At 53.8% G+C, this 17099-nt stretch carries 12 protein-coding genes; 6 read left to right on the top strand and 6 right to left on the bottom strand.

Features of this window, described 5'->3' with window-relative positions; translation table 11 throughout:
• Positions 1 to 15 precede the first annotated feature (15 nt).
• The 3 genes from FJ147_02480 to FJ147_02470 form a co-directional block, all read right to left on the bottom strand.
• Entirely contained in the window at positions 16 to 1191 is a 1176-nt protein-coding gene (locus FJ147_02480; GenBank protein MBM4254745.1) for an FtsX-like permease family protein, read from the bottom strand.
• Positions 1192 to 1275: 84 nt separating this feature from the next.
• Positions 1276 to 1977, bottom strand: a complete 702-nt coding sequence (locus FJ147_02475; protein MBM4254744.1) for an ABC transporter ATP-binding protein — start codon at positions 1975 to 1977, stop codon at positions 1276 to 1278.
• 106 nt (positions 1978 to 2083) lie between these two features.
• The gene (locus FJ147_02470) at positions 2084 to 4588 is read right to left on the bottom strand and encodes a hypothetical protein (GenBank protein ID MBM4254743.1); all 2505 of its coding nucleotides are present in this window, start codon (positions 4586 to 4588) and stop codon (positions 2084 to 2086) included.
• 469 nt (positions 4589 to 5057) lie between these two features.
• Between FJ147_02470 and FJ147_02465 the strand changes: the two genes are divergently transcribed.
• The 5 genes from FJ147_02465 (at position 5058) to FJ147_02445 (ending at position 11747) form a co-directional block, all read left to right on the top strand.
• Positions 5058 to 6188, top strand: coding sequence for a VCBS repeat-containing protein (locus FJ147_02465; GenBank protein ID MBM4254742.1), 1131 nt, complete (start codon positions 5058 to 5060; stop codon positions 6186 to 6188).
• Positions 6189 to 6329: 141 nt separating this feature from the next.
• Complete coding sequence (locus tag FJ147_02460; GenBank protein ID MBM4254741.1) at positions 6330 to 6701, top strand: hypothetical protein; 372 nt, start codon at positions 6330 to 6332, stop codon at positions 6699 to 6701.
• Between the two features lie 90 nt (positions 6702 to 6791).
• Positions 6792 to 8294, top strand: a complete 1503-nt coding sequence (locus tag FJ147_02455; protein MBM4254740.1) for a fibronectin type III domain-containing protein — start codon at positions 6792 to 6794, stop codon at positions 8292 to 8294.
• Between the two features lie 164 nt (positions 8295 to 8458).
• On the top strand, positions 8459 to 9850 hold the full coding sequence (locus tag FJ147_02450; protein MBM4254739.1) for a hypothetical protein: 1392 nt from the start codon (positions 8459 to 8461) through the stop codon (positions 9848 to 9850).
• 214 nt (positions 9851 to 10064) lie between these two features.
• Positions 10065 to 11747: a right-handed parallel beta-helix repeat-containing protein gene (locus FJ147_02445; protein ID MBM4254738.1), complete on the top strand. Its 1683-nt coding sequence runs from the start codon at positions 10065 to 10067 to the stop codon at positions 11745 to 11747.
• Between the two features lie 93 nt (positions 11748 to 11840).
• Here FJ147_02445 and FJ147_02440 read toward each other — a convergent pair whose 3' ends face one another.
• Both FJ147_02440 and tkt read right to left on the bottom strand, forming a co-directional pair.
• Positions 11841 to 12230 carry a nuclear transport factor 2 family protein gene (locus tag FJ147_02440; GenBank protein MBM4254737.1) on the bottom strand — a complete coding sequence of 130 codons (390 nt, stop codon included), beginning with the start codon at positions 12228 to 12230 and terminating at the stop codon, positions 11841 to 11843.
• 162 nt (positions 12231 to 12392) lie between these two features.
• The gene (tkt, locus tag FJ147_02435; GenBank protein MBM4254736.1) at positions 12393 to 14459 is read right to left on the bottom strand and encodes a transketolase; all 2067 of its coding nucleotides are present in this window, start codon (positions 14457 to 14459) and stop codon (positions 12393 to 12395) included.
• Between the two features lie 411 nt (positions 14460 to 14870).
• Between tkt and FJ147_02430 the strand changes: the two genes are divergently transcribed.
• Entirely contained in the window at positions 14871 to 15308 is a 438-nt protein-coding gene (locus tag FJ147_02430) for a hypothetical protein (protein MBM4254735.1), read from the top strand.
• A 640-nt stretch (positions 15309 to 15948) separates the two neighbouring features.
• Here FJ147_02430 and FJ147_02425 read toward each other — a convergent pair.
• On the bottom strand, positions 15949 to 16929 hold the full coding sequence (locus tag FJ147_02425) for a radical SAM/Cys-rich domain protein (GenBank protein MBM4254734.1): 981 nt from the start codon (positions 16927 to 16929) through the stop codon (positions 15949 to 15951).
• Between the last annotated feature and the right edge of the window lie 170 nt (positions 16930 to 17099).

Below are 17099 nucleotides of genomic sequence, written 5' to 3'. Positions count from 1 at the left end.
CATTTTACATTATCTTCAGGTGATTTGTCGTAATGCTGTCGCTACGTTCAACCGTGCCGCGCCACGTGAGGGAATCACTCCCGACAAGATGCCGACAAACAGAGCGATAAATATGCCCTGAATCATGACCGACACCGGCATTAGAAACAGCGAGAGTGGACCCAGAAACGGAGACCAGGAGCTTTTTCCAGCATTGAGGATGAGGTACGCCGGCAAGGCGCCCAACAGACCACCTAAGCTCGCAATTAAGAGTGCTTCGCTCAGGAGCAAGGAAAAAATCGTGCGCCGAGGAAATCCGATGGTCTTCAGCGCTGCCACTTCGCTGATCCGTTCTCGTACGCTCATCGCCGCGGTGTTCGCAGCAATCAGGATAATCGCGGCGACTACGAGGAAGCGGACGAACATAATCACCTGAATAATACCGTCGAATGAGCTCAAGTAGGCTGCTGTAAACGCGTACTGTGTCTCTGTCAGCGTTGGGTGAGACGAATTGCGAAATTGTTCATCAATTGCAGTGCTCACGCTTGAGAGATTCTCCGGCGCGTCGACCATCACGACCAACTGGCTAATCCAACCAGTTGCGCCCAAGTTTTCATAAGGACGCAGTGCCTCCTCAAAATACTCGCGTTGGAACAGGAAGAGAGTTGAGGACATTGGGCTCACGTCAGGAATGGTGCCGACGATTTTGAAGGTCAAGCTGATGTTAAACCAGACGCTATTACGCAGGGTGACTTCGTCGCCAACTTTCCAGCCGAATTTCTCCATCGTGCGAATGCCAATCAGCGCGCCATTGCGAGTTTTCTGAAATAGGGCCAGTTCTGTTGGATTAAATTGGTACTCACCCAGTGTCTCACCGAAGGTGCTGGTATCTACAGCATAGCTGGGAAAGAAGTCCTTCGCCTCTGTGTAGATGCCCCCGAACCAGGTCAGATGCGTGACTCCCTCGACGTGGGCAATGCCGCGAACACGCTGAGCGTACGCGACTGGGAGATTCTCGTACGCAATCCCATACTTGTGGTGCACAACGAGCCGTCGGCCATGAGACGAGCCTGAAAGAATCGAATCCCGCACTGACGGAAGCGTCATCACCGCGCACACGAGGAAAATAGAAAACGCAATCGCGAGTGTCGTGAGAAGCGTCCGCGTGCGATTGCGCCCAAGATTGCGTCGAATGAGAGTCCAGGTGCTCATATGAGAAAATGCAAAATGGAGAATGAAAACAACGAAAAGAACTAGCGAACAACAAGGCAATGGATATTTTCTGGTCTTCAATTTTTAATTTTTCATTCTTAATTCTTCATTCTTTGCCTCTCCGTTCACCAACACGCCTTTATCCAGGTGAAACGTCTGATCCACATAGCGCTGCGCTCGCGGATCGTGCGTAACCATGACGATGGTCTTATGAAACTCGTTCTTCAAGCGGCGTAACAGGTCGAGAATGTCGTAGGCATTTTTTGCATCTAAGTCGCCGGTTGGCTCATCTGCTACGAGTAGGGCAGGATCGACGACAATCGCTCGTGCAATCGCCACGCGTTGTTGCTCACCACCGGATAGCTGGTTTGGACGATGATGTTTCCGCTCAGTTAGCCCGACGATATTCAAGGCGGTCTCTACATGTTTGCGGCGGTCGGATTTCGACAAGCGTGTGAGGAGCAAAGGCACTTCAACATTCTCGGCAGCACTGAGGACGGGAAGCAAGTTATAGAACTGAAACACAAACCCTACGTGCGCTGCGCGCCACGCCGCGAGTTGGTTTTCACTCATCCCACTGACGTTTTGCCCATCGACGAGAATGTTCCCGGAAGAAGGTTGATCCAGTCCAGCGATGAGGTTCAGCAGTGTCGACTTTCCCGAGCCAGAAGGCCCCATCAGTGCCGCAAAAGTCCCATCTGGAATCTGTAAGTTGACTCCTTCGAGTGCATGCACTTCATCGGCGCCACGACGATAGATGCGCGAGACCTGATTGACCGCGATCATGGCAGAATCCCCTCTATCAACGTCTATACTCGTGTAGCCCTAAAGGTGACAACACTCTTGTTGAGTGTTGTCGACGACAGAGAGGGTAAAGAGAGAAAGGGCGGTTTTACATCCCCCTGTTCGCTTCACTACGGTAACGACATACCGCACCAGTTTCAATCCGTGTAGCGAGATATTGCCCGACGACTGGATTGGCAGCAGCGACTTGCGCAAGCGCACGTTTGACCGCTTTTCTGACTGCCGTACGAGCCCGCTCTGGTACATCAGCAAAGGATCGCGTTCGTCCTCCGAGACCGATGGCACACGCAAGCTCGTGCGTAAGTGTATCAAGTTCGTCTTGTTCTTCCGACAGGAGCACTGGTTGTTGCCTGAGCGTGCAAATGCGTTCCCGTACCGCAGGCAGAGTCTTGGTATCCATAACTTCCTGGCCACCATTGATAGGCGGTGCGGTTCCCTCGTCGATAACGAGCGTGACCGCTGCTATATCCTGATCGGGCGCCGTGACAAGCCGGGCGATATAGCGCATACCAACTAAGTCCGGAACGGTTGCTACGTGTTCGCCCAGTGCGATACGCCAACCGCCTTGTGGTGCAGACGTAACACTGACCGAAGGTATGGATACTGAACGAGTTTCTCGTAAGGCGACCAGGGCCTGCTGCCAGCGTGCAACCAGACCATTCATTCCCAAGGCGGTGCCTTCTGCTATTGCTTCAGTCATGAGCACGCGCCCACGCGATTCATCCCCAGTGCTGCCACGCTGGAGGAGCGCTAATGCGAGTTCCGCTCGAGCTTGCGTTGCCGCTGGTCGATGCCCGAGGCGCTCGTTCGCTGCAATTGCTGACTCAAAGTGTTCTATGGCGAGGTCAATCTGTCCACAGGCTAACGCAGCAACACCTAACGGACGGTGAGCAGAACCGAAGCACACAACCGCCAGGGAAGCCATGATCGGCAAGTCCGCATAGGGCAAGAGTGCAGCATAGGCGGCGTGGGCTATCTGTTTGTCCTTGAGTGCTGCGGCAATGTCGATGATGGCTTGCATGGTCAGCAACCAGGAACTCGTAGGTACGATGCTCTCGAGACCATCGCGCTTCACACGCTCTAATATCGCCCGAGCTTGATGAAGATCTCCTCGCCGTAGCGCGAATAACGCAGCAGCCATAGTAAAGGATTGATCACGCTCGGTGACGACAGGCGAGGCTGCTACTGATGCGGCAAGGTCAGCGAGTTCTGTTTCGCGTCCTTGAAAGAAGCGAATCGCTGCTAAATGTGCGCCATAGTACGCTAACGCATCAGCATCGCCAGCTTCAGTGCCGAGCGCATAACAGGCGGTTGCCGCCTCCTCGGCTTGGGCGAATTGGCCGGCGCGGATGGCAAGCATGACTTCCATCGCCTGCACGATGAACAGAATGCTCTGACAGCGCAACGTGTCTGCACGCAAGCGGAGTTCTGTCAGTGCGATAGTGGCTGAAGGGTCGGCAAGCAAGAATAAATCCGCAGCGCGCCAGCAGAGACCCATCAAGGAGAGGAGTTTGTCGTGAGCGTTTGCGGCTGTAGCGATCAGCTCGTTTGCGACAGCAAGCCGAGGTTTCGCGTGTGCTGGGGTGAGGAGGGTGTGGTGATACAGAGACAAGGCTTCAGCAAGTGCACGGGCGTCACCGGTGCTACGAGTAGCATGTACCGCTTCGCCGACTGCATCTTCTGATCCGCCGCGGTACACACTCTCGGCGGCGAGTCGAACGGAGAGTCGCGCACGGAGCACGGCAGCGTCAGCAGGAAGAGCCTCACACGCACGACGTTGGAGCGCACTGACGCGCTCTGCTTCTTCAGTGAGGCGATGCTCCCGTACCCATACGCCCCCAAGACCTAATGCCGCACGTGCTAAAGTTGATACATCATTTTCAAATTCGGCAAGTTGCGCGGCGCGGTGAAACAGTGGGCGTGCTTCGGCAAGGAGTCCACACGCCAGAACTGCTTCCGCATGCTCGACTATCAGAGTGGAAAATGGTCCTGGGAGTGCGGCTGCATCGTGAAGTTCAATCGCTCGCCCAAGGAGACTCGTCGCTTGTTCGAAGTCATCTGCTCCTTGCAACACCACCGCTGCCTCACGGGCGATGTGGACGGCGGTAAGGGCATCCTCTGTAGAACGTCGAGCGGCAGTGAACGCGTGGGAGACACGACGCAGGACACGGTCTGGTGCTGAGCCAGTCAAGAGCTTTGCAGCGCGAGCGTGCACAGCGAGACTTTCGTGCGGCTCAAGCGTCGTCAGAGTCGTGTTGCGCAGCCGTTCATCAGCAAAACGGAAACGATCTCCGCGCTGCTCGATTAAAATTCCCACGGCCACCGCGCGTGTGAACGTGATAGCGACCTCTTGCGGGGGAATGGTGGCGACACGAGCGACTTCATGCACAGAGACTTCCATGCCAAGCAGTGCCGCGATGCTCAGGAGTTGTTGTTCTGGTTCCGAGAAATGCCTGATCCCACTGGTCATGTCACGAGGTACACGATCGGTTAGCTTCGAGAGAGCAAGGCGGCTGACCTGTTTTGGTGGCGAATGCGATAGCGCGTTACGAGTTGTATCGACTAACCGCTTGTCGTCTTTTGTACGGAACATGAATTGAATTATCCCCCCACGGCTAGCGTGCTGTCGTTGTGCACCTTCAAGCATGAATCCCCCGCACCGCGTAGTCTACAGTGTGATGCTGTTACTGAGAACATCAGAGCAAGGTTGATACCAACTCTACCTTTGCACAAAGTCCTGAAGTAACGCGGATATTTTCTTCTCTTAGACAGAAAAAGACGACACCCCTGTCGCGACAGTTGACACTTCGTTGAGAAGTGCGACAGCCGCCGCCGCCGTCTCTGCGGCACTGTGCCGTCGCATGGCACACCCCCGTCACGCCTAAAGAGCAAAAGTCAGCAGGAGAAGAAGAATGGGCACCTTAGAAACCCGCAGGAGCGTACGAATCCGTTGGCCGTGTGCAGACTGTACTGAAGCAAGCGTCACTGCATGCTGCAGCTCACTATCTGTCTAAGACACCCTCGAACGAACAATCAATCAACCCAAGAAAGGCAAAGTAACTATGAGACTCACGCATCCGATAGCGATGAAACGTGCCGCGCTTGTCATTCCCCTGTTCCTCAGTGTCCTTGGAGGAGCAGTGTCTGTCCAAGCCGCAGCGAAGACCGAACTTGAAAATAACGGCTTTAACTGCGCCCAGGTGGGTGGCCTTCCTGGCATCAAACCGGCCACGAGGTGTGAGAAGTGTGAAACCAATCCGCAGAGCGGCACGGTGAAATGTGATGTCTTTTACTGCGATGAGGGTGGAGCCAACTGCCATCCCCAAGCGACACTTACCACGACTGATCCGCAAGATGCGGACCTTGACCACCCGCTGGTGGGGCTTGGAGACATCAATGCCGATGCGGTGGCTGATATCGCGGTGGGTGACCCTACTCATGGTCAGATCATCGTCCTTTCTGGAGCTGGAAACGGTGTGTTGGCTATCGTGAAGAGTGAAAAGCCAGACCCCCTAATGCCCTTTGGCCAGTGGTTCTCCGGGGTTGAAGATCGCGACGGTGATGGAATCACTGATCTTGTTGTTAAGGAATCAAGCGATGGTCCACTTTCACTATTCTCACCACTTAGTGGAAAGAGACTAAGCGCACGAAGAACTGCAGACCCTCGTTCGGAAGAAGCAGCTTTGACAGAGCCCCTGGGACAAGTTGCCGGTGATACGGTGGTCGGTGACCTCAACAAAGACGGAGTTGCTGACCTTGCGTTGGTTGATGCCACTCAAGGCCAGGTGTTGGTGTTCTCGGGAGCTGATGGTTCGCTGGTGACGATCTTACCTGTTCCTGAGTTACGCGATTCAGTGAGCACGAAGAGCCGCACCTCTACAACCAGTACGACCAGAGCTGCTTTTGCCAACACGTGCGTAGAACGAACCAAGTACGTTCAGTCGGGAAGCTGGCGAACGCTTGAAACGCTGTGGAATGCTGCTGCGCAAGGACGATTCCATACCCCCGCTGGTGCACAGATCAAAGTACGGCGTGGTGCCGGTTGGTTTGGCTGGGACACGCAGAAGCAAACCCTTGATGGCGTTAATACCAAAATTCTCTCAGTCGGCTCGTCGGTGATTCCTTCACGCATGCAGATGAAGGTTTCGCAAAGTATGTATGTCACTTACGGTTACTGCCCAGTTGGGCCGTAACTCTCCACACCGATCAGCGCGTTGCAGCATTTTCTTAGTTCTCTTCATCTACTGCCAGTAACCATGGCAACCAAAAAAACTTCGTATCGGTGTGCTGCTCCGGTAGCGTACCGGGAATAACCAAAGAAAGGAAGAATAGTCATGAAACTCACGAAAACTTTACGGATGTTCGGAATGATCGCAGCACTCATCGGTATCACGACAGTCCAGTCCTTTGCGCTACCCGCAAACGAGATCGAGACCACCTACTATTCTAACGCCAGTATGACGGACGAGGTCGGTTACTCCTTCTTGGGATGTGATGGCAGCAGGGGCAGAACCGGAAAAACCAGCAGTTTTAAGATGACAACGAAACGCGCGTGCCACTCTGGAGGATCAAATCCAGGACAGGGCCCTCTCGGGATGTGTTACACCCAGATGAATAATGGGAGCTCTAGTTGTTGCACCTTCATCTCGGGCGAGTGCCCAACCTTTGAAGGGATCATCATCACCGAAATCGGTCCCCAAAAGTAATCAATCATCACCGGTTCTCACAATAGCTGGGAGCCGGTATCTGCATCCGCTAAAGGAAGAGGGAGACATTTTGTGAACACGTACCTTTCTATGACAAACACCATTACGAGCCTTGTGCTTGCTTATTTGACCTTCATAACATCATTCACCTCGGTCGCGTTTGCAGCCGTGAACCTGCCGAATACCACTACGGTCTCCCAGACGGGAGTACTTATCGGTGGTGGAGGAGCTGGGGGCGGACAGGACCCTGGACCTGATGATCCAGCCAGTAAACCTCGTACGCCAGGGCAGCCTGTTCTGGTTGATCGCACTGCGAGTTCCATCAAGCTCAAGTGGACCGACAACTCATCTTACGAGCAAGGCTATAACCTCTACCGCGGCGCTGGCTATAGCGGTCCGTGGACGCGGATTGCCGTTTTCGGTGCTGTGCCGGGGAACACCTCAGTAATGGAGTATACCGACGTAGGGTTACCGCGAGACACGCGATACTATTACCGAGTCGGTGCGTATAACTTTTTTGGTGAGTCGTTTTCCACACCGCAAACCTTTGCGACAACTGATGGGCGCATAAAGGTCAATCGGCTGCAAGTACGTTTACGTATTGCGAATGTCTCGGACGCTGACACCGATGATGATGTTCATGTGTCGGTGAACGATTTCAATATGAACCACGGCACGTGGCTTGACTATGGGCGAGATGACTTTCAGCGTGGCGATGATTTCACTTTTGAATTGCTGCCCGAAGGTGTGTCCGATCTCAGTGACATTAATGATATCTTTATCTTCAAAACTGGTAGTGATGGTATGTGTCTCGCGGGGTTGTCCCTCCTCGTAAACGGCGGTGAAATCTATACGCAAGACTTTGGTGCGACGTCTTCTACATGCCACTGGATCGACGGCGGGAATGGCGTTGGCAATTACTTTGTGGTTGGACGCAGTACGTTACGCGCGCATCCCCTCTGGCAGAACTTTGTCGCTCCAGTGAAGATCAGTGTTCAGAAGCGAGAACTCGGTGATCTCGTCGAGGGAATCGTGGGTAATATCATTCACGATGACATCTCGCTCGATCTTCCTGTGTATATCGGGAGTGCCAATCCGTACTGGGGACAACTCCACGATGATCGCGCAGTTGAGGTGTTCCGTAGAGATACAAGCTCCGTTCGTGTCAGGTTCAACTTGGGTATTGGTCTTATTGTTGATGATCCCAGTGTGACTATAGGCTTCGCGGCGCGATTTACCGGTGTGTGTCGAACGGCGACGACTCCACCTTCCATACGTATAACTCTTGAGGAGTTCGGCGCTACACCGCGCTTTGGGGTGATTAGCCAGGCGCTTACTATAGGGCTGATCAATCTGGCAGAGAATACCGTGGCGGCCAAAATTGATCAGAGCCTCAAAGGAATGCTCCCGCAGTTTGAGCGAGACTTTCCTATCGACATCAAAGATATTGCCTGCGTCACTCCAAGTGTTGATGCTGATGGAAACGTCAACTTTACTGTCACTCAAGTGCCAAGAACTAGCGGGACGACCACTAGCGGAACGAAAGTGACAGGAACGTTCGGTACCACGGCCACAAAAACTCTAACGAGGTAATCAAGACTCGCAAAGAGTAACGCACGGAGGGTTTGCTACACGGCAAGCCCTCCGTTTTCAAACGCCTCTCCCAGCCAGAAATCCGATAGGGAATTCGCGCCGCGTGTCCTCGATTCCTATCATCAGCTGCAGACGGGGAACTCGACCGAAGGAAGGAAACAGGGATGAACACAAAACTTTCTGAAGCAGCAGCCAAAGCGATTCAGGCCATCGCTTTCAACCTCACTCTTCTCAGCCTTGGGCTGTCGAGTTCGCCCGCGCACGCAATTCCAGCGAACGAACCTCCGCAACAGGAAGATTCGCTTGACTGCTTTAGCGACTTACAGGGCGCTATTTCCAACACCCCGCAGGTCATCAACCTTGGGCAGACCGCAACTCTCCGTTGGAATGTCACGGTTCCTAGTAGCTGTACCGGCAAAGGGGTCAAGCTATATGTCAATAATCAGCTTGTGTCCTCTACCGGAAGCCAGAACATTCAACCGAGCGCTGACACGAGCTATCGGCTGCGTGCTACGTTGCCTGCGGTGCACGGCGGCGGGGAACGTACGCTGGCTACCTCCGCTATTAAAGTGAACCTGCCCCCTACAGACCCCAACCTGTCTTTCTGTCCGTCCTCGATCTATTGGGATGCCGACCGTGATGGCATTAACGACAGCAAAGAAGACTGTCTTTTGAATCACTACGCACCAGTCCTGTATATGCCGTTCGATTACGACTGGATCAAACCGGCCAACGTCGATTGGTATCTCGCGCGCACCACGCTACGCTTTCATCATAATAACTGTAGCGACGATGAGGTCCTCGCGCTTGGTGCGGTTACGCAATCGAGTCTGATTAACCAAGCTCACTCTCCTAAGGAAGGCTTTTGGGATGGGTGCGATCATAAGAATTGGGTAATACAGTCAACGTATGATCGTTTCTTCGACGAAGATCAGCACTTCTTCTTGCAAGCGCCGAACGACGCGACCCACCGCGGCAGCTCAAACCCGACGCAGTGGAAAGTGTACGGACATGTCTACAAGAATTCGATTGGCGGGCTGAACCTCCAGTATTGGTTCTTTTACCCGTACAACGATAACGTCGCATCGTTTAATCATGAGGGCGACTGGGAATCCATTATTGTACGATTAAACGGCGCGTACACAGTCAACGGTGTCTATTTTTGTGGGCATGGAGACTGCTCAACTTACAGAAGTGCAAACAACATAAGTTGGTTTGACAACACGCACCCGATCGGCTGGGTGGCAGATGGCAGTCATGCGACGTACCCGAGCGAACTGGCCTGCGACCTTGCTCCTGTCGAAGAGGAAGGAGAGCCTCTCCTGAACTGTCAAACCAAGGATGCGTACCGCTGGTTCACCTGGGCCAACGGTAAACTGGGACGGTCTGGATACCAAGGCGGAGGTGTTGTGAACGTAGGTGAAAAGAACTTTCCGCTCAATGGTCAGTTGTTCATCCGGTACTACAGCCGCTGGGGCGAACTTGGAGAAACCTCTGTAACATCAGGTCCACGCACTCCTTCGTTTCAGTCAAACTGGAAGTTAGATGCGCAGTAGCGTGTCTACCGTCTAGGCATGGCACCAGTAGAAGTTGCCAAAGTCGAACGCAGGGATTATTTCCTCACTGGCTGTGCACAAGAACGTCTTCAGTAAACACTGATCAGACTCGTAGAGCGGCCAGTTACGGAAAGTTCGCCGCGACAGTGCGCATGCAGCATGTTCCGAGATTTTCTCATCTACTTCCAGTATCACACCTCAAAGGAGACGGTTTGTGAACACGAAGTTTTTTGCAAAGCTGATCAACCTTGGCATGGTCAACTCCATGCTTTTCAGCCTCGGGCTGCAGATCACGCCTGTTCATGCACTTCCGGCAAGCACCCCTTCCAGTCAAGAGAAGGCGATTGACTGCCTGGGTGATCTGCAAGGTACGCTCTCCGTCACACCGCAGCCTATCCGTCTTTGGGAGACTGGGGCACTGCGTTGGAACGTTACCGTTCCCACTAGCTGTACTGGGGTCGGGATCAAGCTGTATGTTGATAGCCAGCTCGTTTCACCCACCGGCAGCCGCACCATTCAACCCATTGCCGATACAAGTACGAAGCTGCACGCGACATTGCCCGCTGTGTTAGGAGGTGGGAGGCGTACACTTGCAACCGCCAGTATCAAAGTTGATCTGCCCGAACCTCCGACAATCATCTCCATCTATGCGAACCATATGGAGCCCTTGCTTCTGCAGGCGCTGCGAGAAGGGAATAAGCACATCCGTATTGAAAACCATGTCGAGTTAGATTTGACCGGTTGGGAGGCTCTCCCCATCGCCGGAGGAGTGACCTTAGAGGGTGGACGGACGCCACGACACCCAGGACCACGGCTGTATACGACGATTCGCCCGGCGGTACTATTCGAAACGACCGGCGACAATATCCGTATCACCGGCGTTCGTATCGAAGGACCTGACCACGTCGGGGTAGTGCCCGATGGAGACAACAAAGGGATCGGAATCTTCGTCAGTGGCGATATCAACATTGAGATTGATAACAACGAGATCTACGGTTGGAGTCAGGCCGCAGTGCGGGTGAACGACTGCGATGGGAATGAGGGGTGTCAGCCTGGAGGGAGGATGCTTCCCTCAGAGAACCCGACCGTGGTACGCATCCACGATAACTTCATCCATCACAACCAGCATGAAGGCAGTAACGGTTATGGCGTGTCCGTGAATGCTGGGGCCTTCGTGTTAATCGAGCGCAACGTGTTCGATTGGAATCGGCACGCCATAAAAGGCGCCGGAGAAGCCGGAACCGGATACGCGGCATACCGTAATCTGGTGCTCAAGAATGGCGGATACCACGACACGTATTGCGTTCCACTCTACATTTGTCCTGGTGGAATCCCAGTCTATCATCACTACACTCATCAGTTCGACGTGCATGGCACGGACACCTGCTTTCCAGGGCATGCGAACTGCGGCGACGCCGGGCATTCGATGTTTATCCACTACAACACCTTCCTCTATACCGCTGGGAACGCGATCAAGCTGCGCGGCATTCCCGAAGAAGGGATGTTCATTGGCGCCAACGTTTTTGCCCATAATAACTGGGAGGATGCCGTGGTGGCGACCCAATTCATCGGAACGTACGCGGAACCCGGCAATGTGTTTGGTGTCGATGCCAGTACGGATCTGGGCGTCTGTGATTTCGATGGCGATAGCTTGCCCGATACCTTCATGGCGACCGGAGCGACCTGGTGGTTTTCCAGCGGTAGTGACAGACCCTGGGTGTATCTGAATACGTCAACCAAGCGTCGCTCTGAAGTGACACTGGGCCACTTCGATGGTGACAACCGTTGTGATGTCCTGGCCGACGGAGTCATCTATCCGGGAGGCAAGCCTCAGAAACTGCCGGTGAATCGTGTTCCGCTTGGAGGGGTGTTGACCAGTACGTCTCTGAGCCATTGAGGTTACTTTCATCTGGGGAGCGGTGTACGAACCGCTCCTGGTTCTTCTTTTAGTCTCTTTCCGCGTTTAGATCTCCCTTTGTTTAGCGAGACCTCACTCCTCAAACAACGGCGCTTTGGCTTTGGCGTAAGTAATCTTGCGAATTAGTTTGTCACCCTTAAAATGCAACAGATCGAGTCCACGCCATGAGGTTGGTTGGCCTTTCACTGACAGTGTACAGCGCCAACTGGCCATGACTTTCCCGGTCTCAGCATCGATAAACAGATCTTCATCGAGAAACTGCATGTTGCCAAACGTGCCGGTGAACTGTGGCGTAAACGCAGAACGAATTGCCGCGAGGCCTTGATTGTGTTTACCGTTAAACTCGTCGTAGACCGCGTCAGCGGAAAAAAACGACATGACCGCATCAAGGTCATGCCGATTAAATGCCGCCATGAAACGATTAGTGAGATCGAGGAGATGTTCTCGTTGGGTTTGCATCATACCCTCCTTACTGCAGGCACAATTAGCAATTTTGCGAGATCATGAGGAGGGGGAGTCTGTCATAGGGAGGAGCGAAAAACAGCGAAGCCATCTCTGCATAAAAACAAAGATTGCTTCGCGTAGTTTATCCTGAGCTTATCGAAGGGGTCGCAATGACGCCGGTTACGCCTTGCTCCGCGCCAATTGCTCCTTAGCGGCGGCGATCACATTGGCGGCAGTGAAACCGAACTTTTGCTGTAACTCCTTGAGTGGCGCAGAGGCACCAAACGTTCTCATGCCGATGATCTGCCCGCTCCAACCCACGTAGCGTTCCCAGCCAAAAGTTGAAGCCTGTTCGACGGCAACCCGCGCGGTGATCTCTGGCGGAAGTACGCTGACCCGGTACGCTTGATTTTGGTACTCGAAGATTTCCCACGATGGCATGCTCACTACGCGAGCGTTGATGCCTTCATTCTTGAGCTGCTCGTACGCTTGCAGGCACAACGAGACTTCACTCCCGCTTGCCAGGAGAAGCACGTCTGGTTTCCCGTTTGGCGCATCTGCCAAGACATAGGCTCCGCGAGCAACGCCAGACGCAGCTCCGTACTTGGTGCGATCAACGGTCGGCAATGCCTGTCGACTCAAGACAATCGCTGCTGGCTCGTGATGCTGTTGCATAATATACCGCCACGCTTCGACGGTTTCGTTGGCATCCGCGGGACGTAGCGTAATCAATCCCGGAATTGCGCGGAGTGATGCTAACTGCTCGATCGGTTGATGAGTGGGCCCATCTTCGCCTACGCCGATCGAGTCATGGGTGAAAATGTAAATCACTGGGATTTCCATCAAGGCGCTCAAACGGATAGCTGGGCGCGAGTAATCACTAAAGATCAAAAACCCTGACCCATAGGGGCGGACCTTGGCGAGTGACATGCCGTTGAGGATTGATGCCATGGCATGCTCACGTACGCCGAAATGAAGGTTGCGACCACCGTAGCTCTCTGCCGTGAAGTCCCCAGCCTCAGGAAACGTGAGGCGCGTTTTGGTCGAAGGGGCGAGGTCAGCGGCGCCACCGATGAGCCATGGGACGTTCTGTGCCAGCGTGTTGAGGATCTGCGCTGAGGCATCACGCCCAGCGACGCCTTTGGCATCAGTTGGAAAGGCTGGCAGATTTTTATCCCAGTCCGTTGGCAGCTGGCGACGTTGCATCTTGTAGAGTTGATCTGCCAGGTCAGGGTATCGACTTTGATAGTCCTTGAACTTGGCCATCCAGGCCTCGCGCTGTTCACGTCCACGATTGCCGATCCCTTGCTGGAAGTGGTTGTACACGCCGTCAGGGACAAGAAATTTCGCGTCTTCTGGCCATTCATAGTTCCGTTTGGTGAGTTTGATTTCTTCTTCGCCGAGGGGCTCTCCATGCGCGGCGCTGGTGTCTTGTTTGTGCGGAGCGCCGTAAGCAATGTGGCTGTCAACCATAATGAGTGTTGGACGGTCAGTGGTTTTTTGAAAAGTGGTGAACGCACGGGCGAGCATCTCCAGGTCGTTAGCATCGCCCACGCGCGTGACATTCCACCCATAGCCAATAAAACGGGTGGCGATATCATCACTGAATGCCCAACTGGTGTTACCTTCGATGGTGATCCGATTGTTGTCGTAGACCCAGCACAGATTTGATAACTGCAAGTGACCAGCGAGCGAAGCTGCTTCCCCTGAGACGCCTTCCATCATGCAGCCATCGCCGCACAGGGCATAGACGTTGTAATTGAACAGATCGAAGTCCGGACGATTGAAATACGTCGCCATCCACTTGCCAGCGATGGCCATGCCAACACTCGTGGCGACGCCTTGCCCGAGTGGACCTGTCGTGGTCTCTACACCCGAAGTCCAGCGATATTCTGGGTGGCCAGGTGTTTTACTATCAAGCTGGCGAAAGCGCTTGATGTCATCGAGCGTCACTGAGAGTTGGCCGAGTGTTTCGTATTTGGGATTGACCGCTTTCACCCCTGTGAGATGCAGCATGGAATAGAGCAACATTGAAGCGTGGCCGATGGAAAGAACAAAGCGATCGCGGTTCGGCCAGATTGGGTCATTTGGGTCGAAGCGCAGAAACTGCTGCCACAAGCTGTAGACGACCGGAGCCATCGCCATCGCAGTTCCTGGGTGCCCGGAGTTGGCCTGTTGGACGGCGTCCATTGACAGCGTACGAATTGTATTGACGGATAACTGATCGAACGATTGTGTTGGTGCCATGAGTCCCCCTTCCTCACTATCCTTTAATTATAGCAATTTGCTACGCGCTGAGTCCAATTCATGCTGTGAGAAAAAATAACTTGCCAAACGCCACCGCTGCAGCGCGATTCACTGTATGTAATTTCCAATACGAGGTGCTTGTCAACCCAACGTTCCATCCGCTAGGGTGCAACGCGAAAAAAGGAGGGACCGTGCTACACGATCATCGCGTACCACCATGCGGGCACTCTCGCTCAACGATGACGTGGAAGAGATTGCTTCACTTCGACTTGTACGTAAGTGCTGACTGATTCTTTCAAGGAGAATACATGTTTACACTTCTACCTATTGCTTCACGCATTGTTCCTGCTGTCGTCGCACTGACTTGTCTCGTCCTTGGTTCGCCAACCTTATGCGCATGGTATCGTGTTGGTGCGTAATGTGGTTTCTGGGGCACCACGGTATATCCATCAAATGGATCGCATCCGTAATAATGTTGAGGTCTTTAAGATTGCCCCGCCGTGGGGCAATCTCGATTCCCGTCACGAAGGGACGTACGACCTGACGACGACCGGTGCTTGCGGGACAACGCTCGGTGCGACCACCAGTAACGATCCCACACCAGACCTTGGCGATTTGTCGGTCGGAGGTGTTCCTGACGGGAAGCGCATTTATGTTGCCTTGCGGGGGCCATTTCCGCTGACCGTTGCCCACGCCGCAGATGGGAGTTGCCCAGGATTGGACATCATTACGCTCTCCGCAAATCGTAAGAGAGGTGCACTAACGCATGTGTTACCGACGACGGTCCTAAACTTCGGTGCAACACGAAACCTCAGCGATCCGCATGCGGCGATTGTACGTATTAAGTGACTCTCCGGTTAACGACAAAACGGAGGATCAGGAATCAGAAAACGAATGGACGAATGGGTGATTCGGTGTCAAGAGTGTTCGGCACTCGCTATGCACGTATGCAGAGGGGGCCCTTCTCCCCGCAGGGGGAGAAGGGCAGGATGAGGGGAGAAAGCGTGGGTGTGGCTCGCTGCGTAGCGCATCATCCTCACCCTAGGCCCTCTCCCTGGGAGGGAGAGCTCATAAGGGTAGGTTTTTTATCCAAGCCACAATTGGCACGGATTTCCCGTCGTGAGGAGCCGCGTGTTCGTCCTGCCCGCGCAGGCGGGCATCCAGGAGCTTCACCCCTGAACGATTGCGTATTCTCCCTGGATTCCCGCATTCGCGGGAATGACGTCTCGTCTTTTCTCCGCGTAAAAGCCTACCCCTAAAAGGAGGGGAGTGGCAGCTGCCGCCTGTCGGTGGTCAAGTTTTGTGCCGAACAGTATTGGATTCGGTGCAGGCTGGGATAAGCCTGTCCTGAGCCTGTCGAAGGGGCTGCAGGCCGTTCCCAGTATGATCCGCCGGGAACGCTGCGTTTATTCCGGCCTACTTTCTTGAGGTCGTGTGTCGGGTGGGCAGTGCTCTGCCACCCGACAAAAAATTCACAACTCACAACTTGCTACGACTGCAAACTTCCTCCACAACTCGATCCTGCTCCAGCCGTGCATCCGTAACAGTGAGAGTCAACCAAAATCGCTCTCTTCTGCAACGCTTGCATCAGTTCAGTCGCAGGCTTTTCACCTAAGCGAAACGGTCTGCCATTCCCGACCTTCATATCGAGCATTTGGTTGAAGTCGCAATCATAGAGATACCCATCCCACGAGATACTGACCTGGCGCCGACACATGAGGCCGTCAAGAGTTGTCGGATTAAAGGAATGCGCTAGCAATTCCATATAGGCTTCGGCTTTCCCCTCACGTTGCAGCGCATGCGCAAAGCGCGAGATGGGCATGTTGGTAATCGTGTACAGATGATTGAAAGCAATGCCAAAATTGCTGCCAAGTTCGCGTTTATAGTCCTCTTCGAGTTTTGCTTGCGGCGGGGGAAGGTGGGCTCCAACGGGATTGTAGACCAGGTTCAGCGTCAGCCCAGAGCCTTCTGAACCGTAACCAATACGGTTCAGGCGTTTTAACGCGTCAATGGATTTTTCAAAGACGCCCTGACCACGCTGCTTGGTTACGTTCTCCAGCGAATAGCAGGGTAAACTGGCGACGATTTCAACCTGTTGGTCGGCAAGGAATTGCGGCAGGTCTTCTTGACCCGGCTCAAAGAGAATCGTTAGATTGCAGCGATCAATAACATGGCGTCCTTGACGGCGATTCTGTTCGACCAGCCAACGAAACGAGGGGTTCAGCTCCGGCGCTCCACCAGTGATATCCACGGTTTGTGGCGTAGCCGTGCGGATGAAGTCGAGAACCTGTTCCGCGGTCTGACGATCCATGATCTCCGTGCGTTTCGGGCCAGCCTCGACATGGCAGTGCAGGCAGGCCTGATTACACAATTTGCCAACGTTGACCTGCACGGTATCAATGGCAAGCCGGTGCAGGGGGTTTCCCTGTTGCCGGATGTGCTGGGCAAATGGAGTAACCGTTGAGAACATGCTCACCTCATGTTTGTTATGGTGCCAACGCGATTGATATATCCAGGACTTACGCTTGAGGACCACAAGTATCATTTTAGGGATATGATTACCAAGAAGCAGTACGTCGAATATTTGGTGAGCACGCCGAAGAATTGCACCTGTACGTATCTGGCCGAGCATTTGGAAGA

Source organism: Deltaproteobacteria bacterium (assembly GCA_016874775.1).
Classification (GTDB): Bacteria; Desulfobacterota; Binatia; order Bin18; family Bin18; genus VGTJ01.
This window is presented reverse-complemented; position numbering and strand designations above follow the sequence as displayed.